This is a genomic window from Dyadobacter sp., from assembly GCF_051859145.1.
Lineage (GTDB): Bacteria > Bacteroidota > Bacteroidia > Cytophagales > Spirosomataceae > Dyadobacter.
The window spans coordinates 1-11059 of the sequence record NZ_JBHYGF010000095.1 but is presented as its reverse complement, the minus strand read 5'-3'; the positions used below and the strand labels follow the sequence as shown (position 1 = coordinate 11059).

Annotated in this window: 9 protein-coding genes; 2 read left to right on the top strand and 7 right to left on the bottom strand. The window is 46.4% G+C overall.

Annotated elements, in window-relative coordinates:
* Positions 1–176 precede the first annotated feature (176 nt).
* On the bottom strand, positions 177–1004 hold the full coding sequence (locus ACTIE6_RS07125; RefSeq protein WP_439555978.1) for a maleylpyruvate isomerase N-terminal domain-containing protein: 828 nt from the start codon (positions 1002–1004) through the stop codon (positions 177–179).
* A 186-nt stretch (positions 1005–1190) separates the two neighbouring features.
* Between ACTIE6_RS07125 and ACTIE6_RS07120 the strand changes: the two genes are divergently transcribed.
* Positions 1191–1925, top strand: a complete 735-nt coding sequence (locus ACTIE6_RS07120; RefSeq protein ID WP_439555977.1) for a peptidase — start codon at positions 1191–1193, stop codon at positions 1923–1925.
* A gap of 32 nt (positions 1926–1957) precedes the next feature.
* On the opposite strand, the gene ACTIE6_RS07115 is transcribed toward ACTIE6_RS07120, so the two are convergent.
* The 6 genes from ACTIE6_RS07115 to pdxA form a co-directional block, all read right to left on the bottom strand.
* Positions 1958–4279, bottom strand: a complete 2322-nt coding sequence (locus ACTIE6_RS07115) for an efflux RND transporter permease subunit (protein ID WP_439555976.1) — start codon at positions 4277–4279, stop codon at positions 1958–1960.
* 64 nt (positions 4280–4343) lie between these two features.
* The gene (locus ACTIE6_RS07110; protein ID WP_439555975.1) at positions 4344–5534 is read right to left on the bottom strand and encodes a class I SAM-dependent methyltransferase; all 1191 of its coding nucleotides are present in this window, start codon (positions 5532–5534) and stop codon (positions 4344–4346) included.
* A 49-nt stretch (positions 5535–5583) separates the two neighbouring features.
* Complete coding sequence (locus tag ACTIE6_RS07105) at positions 5584–7374, bottom strand: tetratricopeptide repeat-containing sensor histidine kinase (RefSeq protein ID WP_439555974.1); 1791 nt, start codon at positions 7372–7374, stop codon at positions 5584–5586.
* 174 nt (positions 7375–7548) lie between these two features.
* Complete coding sequence (locus tag ACTIE6_RS07100; protein WP_439555973.1) at positions 7549–8172, bottom strand: DNA-3-methyladenine glycosylase; 624 nt, start codon at positions 8170–8172, stop codon at positions 7549–7551.
* A 4-nt stretch (positions 8173–8176) separates the two neighbouring features.
* Positions 8177–9064, bottom strand: coding sequence for a YicC/YloC family endoribonuclease (locus tag ACTIE6_RS07095; RefSeq protein ID WP_439555972.1), 888 nt, complete (start codon positions 9062–9064; stop codon positions 8177–8179).
* A gap of 111 nt (positions 9065–9175) precedes the next feature.
* The gene (gene pdxA / locus ACTIE6_RS07090) at positions 9176–10282 is read right to left on the bottom strand and encodes a 4-hydroxythreonine-4-phosphate dehydrogenase PdxA (RefSeq protein ID WP_439555971.1); all 1107 of its coding nucleotides are present in this window, start codon (positions 10280–10282) and stop codon (positions 9176–9178) included.
* A 96-nt stretch (positions 10283–10378) separates the two neighbouring features.
* On the opposite strand from pdxA, the gene ACTIE6_RS07085 reads away from it, so the two are divergent.
* A partial coding sequence (locus ACTIE6_RS07085; protein WP_439555970.1) for an NAD(P)-dependent oxidoreductase occupies positions 10379–11059 on the top strand: 681 nt, incomplete at its 3' end.

The window sequence follows — 11059 nt, the reverse complement described above, 5'->3', positions numbered from 1 at the left end:
GCCCGTTTTATCCGCAGCAGACAGGTTGTTTTTCTCACGACAGCCTGCAAACAGCAGCAGCGCAGTTAAGATAATGGTCAAAAGTTTCATGATCAATATACTGGCTGAATACTGTTTTGGATCGATGACGCGGTTTCTAACATCGTTAAATTTTCTGCCGTTATGTTTAGGAAACATTAGCCCATGATCGCGATCAGGTTCATTGCAACGGCTGCTAAGTGCTCGTCGCCCGTAAGTGTTACCGCACTTCTTGCTTCTGACGGGGACAAGGCTTTGGTAAAGAGCTTCCATGCGATATCGGCGGGAATAATGATTCCGGCGTTTTCATCACCGGCAACTTCAGTGGTAAGTTCCCAATTGTCTGCTTTCAGCAGGTACCAGGAAAATGATTCTTCCAGTACAATCGTGATCTTGATTGTGGTCCCAGGTGCAGCTTCTGTATTCCGGTAAGTGTGCGGTAAGCCGCGTAGCAATGTTTCTATAAATGGAAGAAAAAGCGCTTTGGTAAGAATGCCGGGTCGGCCGGTAGCTTCCCTGATTTGCTGCTGGTGGTGCCACTTTTCGGTGTACTCGCGCGCAATGTGAAACCAGTTTTTGGAAGTTTGTTCGCCAGCCCAGGCTACTGAGAAGATCGCGTCCACATCGGGATCCTGGGCGTGCATGATCGCTGAATACTGCTGTCCCGTACTTTCCAAAAGCTCAGTGATGAGCTGATAACTTAAACGCTTTGAAGCCTTTACCCAATCTGCATTAAACTGGTTTAAGTACGCGACAAGATCTGCATAGGAGCTGATTTCCCGATCGGGCGGACTGAGGTATCCGTCGCGCATATGGGATATTACGCGAAGGTTTCCGTCAAGCAAATGCGCAGCTACATCTTTAACGCACCACTGTTTGGCAACGGTAGGCTTATTCCATTCTTCTGCGGAAAGTGATTTCAACAGCTCAATCAGCTTTTGATCTAGTAGAGGAAACAGATGTGCGGTTTCGATTTTGTGGGGCATAGTACAGTTTTTTCAATGCGCTTTGTTCCGGTTTCTGAGTGGCCAATATTCAAAAAAATCGTGAAAAAGCCTTTTTTCTCGTTTGGTCACCGTTCAATTTGGTACTTTTGATACCAGATTTAAGATAAACCGGGCTGCGTTTCATCATTGACAAACTGCTTTATGCCCGTAATTAAAAAGAAAAAAATGACTTACTGCTTAGGAATAAAAGTTAAAGAAGGACTGGTAGCATTGGCCGATACCCGCATTACAGCCGGTACCAATACCACAGTGAAAAAGAAAATGTATGTTACTCAGCAGGATAATTATTCGATGTTCATTATGACCAGCGGATTAAGGTCTGTGCGTGATAAGGCGGTGCATTACTTTGAAGAACTGATCAACGAAGGCGTTGTATACAACAAGCTGTACAAGGCTGTGAATGCATTCGGCGAGCAGATCAAGCGGGTGGCGGAGGAAGACAGGGCTAACCTGGAACGGTCGGGCTTCAAATTCAACCTGAACACGATCGTTGGCGGACAGCTGCGCGATGATGCAGAACACAAGCTTTTTCTGCTTTACTCCGAAGGCAACTGGGTGGAGCTGGATGAAGGTTCCCCTTACGTGATCATCGGGAATTCGGGTCAGGGAAAGGCGATCCTCAACAGGGTACTTAACCAGGAATCTACCATGAAGCAGGCGCTTAAAGCCGGGTTCCTCTCTTTTGATTCAACACGCGTGAGCAACAATGACGTAGATTTCCCGATAGATGTGGTGTTATATAAGAAAGACAGCTTCCAGATTGTCGAGCACCGGTATGAGCAAAAAGATATGCTGGCGATCTCGGAAATTTGGGCAGATAAATTGAAGCAGGCGCTGGACGACATTCCCGAAGAGTGGATGGACCAGAGTTTCGAGAAGATACCTTCAAAGCCCGACTGAACGTCGAGCTTTGAAAAGCCTTTACTCCAATTTTAGGTTGGTTTTACATCTTTTCCCTGCCTTTTCGCAATTGACAAGAGCAATGCAGGTAGCAATATCAGGTTGGTACACATCGCCACCAGCAACGTAATTGACACCATCACCCCCATTGCTGCGGTACCTCCAAAACTGGACGCCGAGAAGATCGAGAACCCGCAGAATAGAATGATTGCGGTATAGATCATACTTAATCCTGTTCCGAAAATGGAGCGCGTCACCGCCTTTGTCGGCGTTAACCCATTTTTGTAAAGTTCCTCCCGGTATCTGGTCAGGAAGTAAACAGTTCCGTCGGATGCAATTCCGAACGTAATACTGAAAATAAGGATCGTAGTCGGTTTAAAATAAATATCAAAATACCCCATGATACCCGCGGTAAGCGCCAGGGGAATTAAGCAAGGTAGTTTTGATAAAAGAATGATCGGGATAGATCTGAAAAGCACCATTCCCACGATTGCGATGAGTACAATGGCGATGAGCAGACTTTCGTAAAGATTGCTGAGCAGGTAATCATTGCTTTTCAGGAAAACGAGACTGTGTCCGGTGAGGCTCACTTTGTATTTGGCAGGACTGAAAATGGAATCGACCTTCGGACGGATCTGCTGCATCAGTTCTTTAATGCGCTCCGAGCCTACATCTGCCATTTGAAAACTTACGCGGGTTACACTTTTGTCTTCATTCAGGAATGAATTCAACTGTTTCGCAGCACCCTGTTGTCCCTGAATGTAGTTTGATACCTTATTCAGTTCAAGTACGCCGGGTAATGCATAGTATTTTGAATCGCCCCCCCGGTAAGCCTGGTAAAGGAATTTGGAAGCTTCCACAATAGAGACGGGCTTTGAAAACTCGGGAAACTTGGCCATTTCATTCTGAAAGGCTTTTATTTTGTAGAGTGCCTCCGCCTGATCTGCAAAAATCCCATTGGGCTGCTTTGTGTTGATCATCACTTCAAATGGAAGTACTCCATTGAAATTCTTCTCAAAAAACCGAAGGTCTGTGTAAACAATATCCTTTTTCGGCAGGTCATCGACTACATACCCAATGCTCTTGATCTTGGTCATACCAAATGCGGATACAATGATCATGAGCACCATCGCAATGTAAATTTCTTTTCTGCGGTAATGCACCAGATAATCCACCTTGGTCAGAAATCCATTGGCCCATTTACCTTCCAAATGTTTCAGGTGGCGCGCTTTCGGAACACTCATATAATGCAGCGTGATCGGCAGCAAGAGCAGACAAAGCACATAGGTGACCATGACACTGATCGCAGCAACAACACCAAATTCAACCAACAAACTACTGTTCGTGAAGTAGAACACGCCAAAACCAATAGCAGTCGTCATATTCGCCAGGAATGTAGATAGTCCGATCTGGCGGATCATCTGCATTAAAGCTTCGTCTTTGTTATTATGTTCGATGAGCTCCGACTGGTACTTATTAATCAAAAACACACAGTTAGGCACGCCGATCACGATCAGCAATGGCGGAATGAGGCCGGTAAGTGCGGTGATCTTATAGTTAAATAAATGCAGGATACCGACCGAGAATACCACGCCGATCAACACCACGACAATAGACAAAAGTGTAAGTCGTAATGACCTGAAAAATGCCCACAGGATCAATAGTGTCACAAATACAGCAAGTCCCATAAAAAGCTCCATTTCACCGGAAATTTTTTTCATGTTAACCGTCCGAATGTAGGGCATACCTGAATAATGCAGGTCGGTGTTGTATTTTTGGGCAAAAGTCTCCGCCATTTTCTCGATGTCATCAACAATCGTGAGGCGGCGTTTTGAGTTGAGTTCCTTGTCGTTGAATGTCACTACGATGAGCGTAGCGTTGGTTTTGCTGTTGATTACAAGTCCCTCATAAATGGGCAGGTTTGCGATCTCCTTTTTGAGACTATCTGCCTCTGCCTGGGTGGTGGGCATTTGTCTGATCACCGGCGCGAAATCAAACCGGGTAAGACTGTCGTTGCGGACTATTTTATAAACATTAGCAAGAGAAAGTACATTCTTGATCCCTTCCGAGGCTTTTATCTCTTCGGAGAGCTTGTACCAGTCGCGGAATTTATTGATGTTAAAAAGCTGAGAATCTTGCCAGCCAATCACCATTACACTGCCATCTTCCCCGAATAATTTTCTGAAATCCTGGTATTCTTTCTCAACGGGATCGTTGGCAGGGAGGATTCTTGCAAAGTTGTAGGAGAGTTCAATTTTACTGGCCTCGTAAGCCATAAAGACCGTAGATACCAGTACCAGGGCAACCCACATAAGCCGGTACCGGATGATGTAAGTCGCTATTTTATTCCACATATTGAGTTAATCAGGTTTAACAAAAAAGTCGCAATATAGGCATAGAAGCTCAAAAAAGGGCATTTTATCCTTCGATACCCGCTATTCTTTCCAGATGGTGGTAGCCGATTCCGAAGTATTCCTTAGCCGCCTTTATTTTTTGGAGAGCAGCATTTGGGTCGGTTTTGCCGGATGGATCTTTGACGCCCACAACCATTACGTTTTTAGGTGTATGTACATCAGAAACGAACTCGAAAACTTTTGTTTTGTAGCCAAAATGCTCCATCACCAAAGCCCGTATCCCGTCCGTAACCATCTCTGCCTGACGTTCCAGAAAAATACCGTACCGGGTTAGAAATTGGACATCATTGTTGACTTTATGTTTTTCTATTTCCCGGCGGATCTGCTTGTGGCAGCAGGGTGCAACCACGATCAGGCTTGCTCCTGCGGAGATTCCCTTCCAGATCGCATCGTCGGTGGCGGTATCGCAGGCATGCAGCGCGATGAGGATGTCCGTTCCGGCACTGTCAAAGCTTTCGATTGTACCTTCGGTGAAATGCAGGTTTTCGAATCCGGCATGCGCAGCAATATCGTTGCAGAGTGTTACGAGATCATTCCTGAACTCTACGCCAGTCACTTCTGCTTTACGGTTCAGTACGTTTTGCAGGTAATCGTACAATGCAAATGTGAGGTAACCCTTTCCCGATCCCATATCTGCCACTTTCAACACATCGCGGTCAGGTACTTCGCTGATTAAACCACTAAGCAATTCGATGTAATGGTTGATCTGCCGGTATTTATCCTGCGCGTTCTTCAATACATTTCCTTGCTCGTCGGTAATGCCAAGTTGTTGTAAATAGGGCTTCTTTCCGGCTGAGATCAGTCTTTTCTTGTTCTTGTCATGACTGAGTGAGGGTGCTTCCCGGTTCGTTACCTCCTTTTTTCTTAAAACCACCTGCTGATTCCTGGTTATCTCAAATTGAAGATCAAAATCAATGGTTTGTAAAGTAGCCACGTAAAACTCACTGCCGATCAGTCTCAACAGTATATCTATTCCTTCCTCAATGGGATAATTGCGGGTAATGTCGCGTGTTTTGTGGCGGTAAGTAAAGCTCAGTTTTTCCTCACGCTTCACGAGCACCCGCTTGACGTAGATGTTTTTTAACGTTTCATCCGGACCTTTGTAGTTGCCCAGGGATAGTTTGCTGAAACGCTCGTTTTCCAGACTGGTTTTTATTGCTGTTGTAAATTCTGCGACCTTTTCGGGGATATTCATAATGCATTTATTTTCCTGCTCAACCATGCAGGAGAGTAGGTTACTTCATTTAACGGTTGAATGTTTTGGGTATTTCAATTTCCACGCTGGTCCCGCGCTCTTCATTGGTATTGATCCGGATTTTACCGTGAATACTCTCTACGCGGCTTTTTACATTGCGTAGCCCGGTACCCTGGCGTCCTGGCTCGATGATCCCGCTTCCATTGTCTTTCACTTCTAGTGAAATCGTTTTCAGGTTTTCAGTAAGATTGAGTATAGCCTGCGTTGCGCCGGCGTGCTTGATGATGTTGTTCGTGAGTTCAAGTACGATGCTGTATAGTTCAAACTCAACGCGGCTGTTCAGGCGGTTGTCCAGTCCGGTGAGGTTAAACTGAAAATCGATGTTCTTGTTCTCATTCAATTTGGCAATCAGCCGGTCCAGCGCTTTGATCAGCCCGTGCTCTTCAAGTTCGGCGGGCATTAAATTGTGTGAAAGACTTCTCACTTCCCGGTAAGCCGAGCCTACCATCTGATGAACGCTGTCATAGATTTTCTGTTCTTCGGGAGACAGCATTTTCTTATCAATACCATACATGTACCAGTTTAACGAAGCCAGCGTGCCACCAAGGTGATCGTGCAGCTCAGCCGCAACGCGCTTTCGTTCAATAGTTTGACCTTGAATCAGTGCCGCTTCGATTTCCGCATTCTTGCGCCGCAGCTTTTTGTTATTCAGCCAGAGGAATGCAGCTAGTGCCACAATTGCAATGGTAATGCCGAGCAAGATTCGCTGTATCGTCTGTTGTTCGTTAATCGTACTTTGCTGGATCTCCGATCCCATTGCCTCATTTTCGTACATCAGCTGGTACATGGTATACTGCCTTCTTACCGTTTCGTCGTGCACCATCCGCCTGTTATGGTTGACCTGCTCGTTGAACTTCAAAGCCACTTCCGGCATATTCTTGGCTTTATAGGCTCTGGAAAGCGTGATCAACGCCCAGTTCGTTTGCTGTGAAGAGTGGTAGGATTTTGAATATTCAAGCGCCTTCAAGCCCGTTTCAACTGCTTTATCAAACTCATTTTGATGGTAATAGGTGTTACTCAGATCATTAAGCGTGTTGAGTTCTCCGTACCGATTGTTGATTTTTTGCGAAAGCCTGAGACTTTCCTTGAAATATTTTACCGCTGCGCCAAGCTCTTTTTGACGCACTTTGGTGTATCCTTTGTTTTGGAGAATGGAGGCACGTCCCCAGTCTGAGTCCAGGCTATCGTAGATCTGGTAAGCGCGCCGGTATTCCTGCATAGCTTCATTGTACATCAGCTTATCGCGGTAGCAATTTCCCAGGTTCTCAATCGTCATGGCCCGCGCGCTATCAGCTCCCAGATCGGCAAAAATTTTGATAGCCTGGTTATAATTAACCTGCGCCGAATCCCATTGCCGGTACTCGGAGTAGCTTTCCGCCAGAAAACGTTTAGCATAAGCGGTATACAGGGGCATGTTGAGCTCCGCTGAAAGCGCCATTGTTTCATTGGAAAGCTCACGCAGGACGTCGTAATTCCCGTCGAGCAGATAATAGGTACTTAGCAGGTTGTAAGCCAATATTCTCCCTTCGTCCCAGTTATGTTTTTGCGAAAGCCTTAAAACGTGCTTCGCATAGAGCATAGACCTGTCGGCATCAAGGAAAATGTACGAAGTTCCGAATGCATAGTATTGCCGGATCAGCACAGTATCTTCTGAAAAATCAATTCTGCGGGAAGGTAAGCTGTTTTCTATCGCACTGATATTGGCGTTTCGTGTGCATTGGTTCGCAGAGAGCAAGCCGGCAATGAGCAGTAGGAGAATATACCTGAAAAAATCATTCATAAGTTTGGATACCACGCCGGCGAGCTCCGAATTCAGCCGGAAATAGTGAATGATTATTCATGGTATTCGTTGGGCATTCCGGGTTTTATATGTCAAATATAAAAAATCAATCGCAAAAAGCCGGACGAAATGTAGAGGAGAATAGACCTTTACGGATTTTAAGTTGAATATAACCTAGGGTTTGCTTACAAAAATGTTGTCGCGAAGATAGTAGCGAAGTGGAAGGTCCGCGCCGACATTGATACCGATCCGCGTCGTCGTCACGATCGGTAGTTCTTCATTATCAGCAGAATTGATGTAGATCAGCTCATTGTCGAGGGTCAGATTGTTATGCAGTGCACGATCAATCCCCATTGCTTTCACGAGCTTGCCAGGCCCGCGGCAGAGTTCTTTGATACTTACCGGCTTTGTTTTAAAAGTGATGCCCGCTTTTCCGCGGATCTCCTGCCGGCGCTGTTGCATGAGGTCGACACCTTGTCTGGGTTCCAGAGCACGGATAAGTACCGCCTCTCCAATGCCGGCTTCATTGCTGACTACGTTAAAGCATTGGTACATGCCGTAGATGAGGTACACATAAATGGTACCGGCCTGTTGGTACATCGGCTCGGTCCGGGAAGTCCGGCGGTTGTATGCGTGACAGGCGGGATCATCGCTGAGGTAAGCCTCCGTTTCTATGATGATCCCGCTGGTAGTACCTTCTGCGCTTTCGTGAACAAGTTCGCAGCCGAGCAACTTTTGCGCAAGCGTGCGGGTATTGTACGATTGATAGAACGAAAGGGGAAGCCTGGTTCCTGCCATTTTATCAAATGATGTTCATGGTCTGCTCTTTGATTTTTTCCAGCTCGTCCTTCATTTGTACAACCAAATGCTGGATCGCCACATCGTTTGCCTTGGAGCCGATCGTATTGATCTCCCGGCCGATTTCCTGCGCGATGAAGTTGAGCTTCTTCCCATTGCTTTCCGGGGCATTCATGGTTTCAATGAAATAGGTAAGGTGATTTGCCAAACGGATTTTCTCTTCCGAGATATCAAACTTTTCCACGTAATAGATCAGCTCCTGTTCAAACCGGTTTGGGTCAAAGTTATCGTCTGCCAGCAGCTCTCGCACCTGTTTTTCCAACCGCTCGCGAACATTCGGGATCCGCTGCTTGTCCTGCTCAACCACGCCTGCCAGCAGGTTTTCTATGTTTTTGATATAATCTGCAAACTTATCGGCCGTCATTTTACCTTCCTGCTCGCGGAAGACGGTGCATTTGTGCAGTGCATTTAAAACCGCCACCTTAATCTGCGCCCAGTCATTTTCCCGGCTCGATTCGTCTACGGTTTCGTTATTATATGCATTTGGCATCTGCAATGCAATCCGGAAAAGCTCGGTATGGTCTGCGGAAAAATCCAGCTCGCTAGCGGAGGCGAGCAAATCTTTATAATAAGCGCTCACCAGTGGTCTGTTCACAGAAGTGGAAGCAATCGCTTTACCAACCGGCTGCACAGTTAATGTAAATTCCACCTTGCCTCTTTCCAGAGATTGCGTGATCAGGTTACGGATTTCAATTTCCTTTTCAGAGTAGTTTCTCGGAATGCGGCAATAGATATCCAGGAATTTTGAATTAAGGGTTTTGATCTCAACCGTAACATTGATTGAGTCGGATTCGATGTTGGATACACCGTACCCGGTCATAGATTTTAGCATTTCTGTATGTTTTGCAATCCCATCAAGGAATCTGGTTAAAATATCAAAAAAATCAGCCGAAGCTAGTTGCGAAAGAGAAAAGCCGACAGCCGACAGCCGACAGCCGACAGCCTAATTAAACCTCTGCTTCCCTCCGGATTTTGCCGGGTGCTGGCTTTCAGACTGCTGCGGCTTGGACACCAGTGCATTCTTGTTCATCTCGCTATTAAAAATGCGGAAACGGGAAATGTCGCAAGCCAGGTAGATCGCCTGCAGCAGAGAGCCTGGTTCTGCGATATTTTTGCCGGCAATGTTATAGGCAGTACCATGATCAGGCGATGTCCGCACGGCAGAGAGGCCCGCGGTAAAGTTCACGCCCTCATTGAATGCGAGTGTTTTAAATGGAATCAAACCCTGATCGTGGTACATCGCCAGCACTGCGTCAAACTGTTTATAAGTACCTGCTGCGAAGAAACCATCTGCCGGGAACGGGCCCACTACAATGTTTCCTTTTTCCTTAAAGCTCTTGATCACAGGGCTGATAACTTCCTGCTCCTCAGTACCCAGTAAACCATTCTCGCCGGCATGCGGGTTAAGTCCGAGTACTGCCACGCGGGGTTTTTTGATACCAAAATCACCCTTTAAAGATTGAAGGATCTGCTCGATCTTGGCCGACAATTTCTCGGGTGTAATTTGTGATTTTACATTTTCAAGCGGAATATGTCCGGTCAACACGCCCACGCGCAATTCCCCGGCGACCATAAACATCAGTGCCTCTTCTTTTTCAAAAGCCTGCGCCAGGTATTCGGTGTGGCCCGGAAAGTGAAAATGCTCACTCTGGATATTGTCTTTATTAATAGGTCCGGTAACCAGCGCCTGGATTTTACCTTCTTTCAGATCCTCCACAGCCCGCTTTAATGCAGCAAGTGAACCCTGACCAGCCTCAGCAGTCACTTTCCCAGGCTGTACCTCCGTTTGGTTGTCCTGCCAGCAGGTAATCACATTCGTTAGTTTGTGGTTGGCCTGATCTGCCTTTTGTATCCCGTGGAGCGACCATTCTTTCATGTCCAGCAGATTTCTGTACTGGTTCAATACTTTCAGGGAACCATAGATAATCGGCGTGCACAATTTAGCTAACTGATTTCCTTCTAATGCTTTAAGGATGACTTCCGGCCCGATGCCGTTATAATCCCCGATTGTTATTCCGATTACGGGTTTATCAACGTGTTGATCGCTCATGTAGGTAAAATGCGGTTGAATCTATTCTGCTGACCTTTTCTCTGTTATTTTTGCCAGCGCCTTAAACAGGCAAGTTACAAAAAATCCTGTGCTCCCATGAAAATCCTCATTGCCGACTCCATGCATCCCTCACTTTTCAATATGCTTGACGAGCGTGGCTGGACGTATGATTACCATCCCGAATTCCGCAGGGAAGATATCAAAGCTGCATTGCCTGCCTACGAAGGCTTGTTTATCCGCAGTAAAACTTTCCTTAACGAGGAGTTACTGATCAATGCACAAAAGCTACGTTTTATCGCCAGGGCGGGAGCAGGACTTGACCTAATCGACCTGGATGTGGTGAAGAGAATGCAGATCACGCTCTTCCACGCAGGCAAGGGAAACCGAGACGCTGTTGCGGAGCAGGCACTGGGGATGTTGCTCGCACTCTTCAACTATATTCTCAAAGCAGACAGGGAAGTGCGCCAGGGTATCTGGGACAGGGAAGGTAACAGGGGAATTGAACTGATGAACAAAACCGTAGGTATTATCGGCTACGGAAATAATGGATCTGCTACCGCGAAAAGGCTGAGCGGATTTGGCTGCGAGGTACTTGCCTATGATAAGTACCGTGACAATTACGGTGATAGCTTTGCGGCGGAGGCAACATTGGAGGAGATTATGGCGAAAGCGGATATCATCAGCCTGCACATTCCATTGACAGAGTCAACGCGCTTTTTGGTTAATGACGACTTTATCACAAAATGCGCAAAGCCTTTCTTTTTGTTGAATCTATCA

What these genes read in the sequence shown, in the direction of transcription:
- ACTIE6_RS07115 (WP_439555976.1), bottom strand. Translation starts at nt 4,279, where the DNA reads ATGTGGAATAAAATAGCGACTTACATCATCCGGTACCGGCTTATGTGG.
- ACTIE6_RS07110 (WP_439555975.1), bottom strand. Translation starts at nt 5,534, where the DNA reads ATGAATATCCCCGAAAAGGTCGCAGAATTTACAACAGCAATAAAAACC.
- ACTIE6_RS07120 (WP_439555977.1), top strand. Translation starts at nt 1,191, where the DNA reads ATGACTTACTGCTTAGGAATAAAAGTTAAAGAAGGACTGGTAGCATTG.
- pdxA (WP_439555971.1), bottom strand. Translation starts at nt 10,282, where the DNA reads ATGAGCGATCAACACGTTGATAAACCCGTAATCGGAATAACAATCGGG.
- ACTIE6_RS07105 (WP_439555974.1), bottom strand. Translation starts at nt 7,374, where the DNA reads ATGAATGATTTTTTCAGGTATATTCTCCTACTGCTCATTGCCGGCTTG.
- ACTIE6_RS07095 (WP_439555972.1), bottom strand. Translation starts at nt 9,064, where the DNA reads ATGCTAAAATCTATGACCGGGTACGGTGTATCCAACATCGAATCCGAC.
- ACTIE6_RS07125 (WP_439555978.1), bottom strand. Translation starts at nt 1,004, where the DNA reads ATGCCCCACAAAATCGAAACCGCACATCTGTTTCCTCTACTAGATCAA.
- ACTIE6_RS07100 (WP_439555973.1), bottom strand. Translation starts at nt 8,172, where the DNA reads ATGGCAGGAACCAGGCTTCCCCTTTCGTTCTATCAATCGTACAATACC.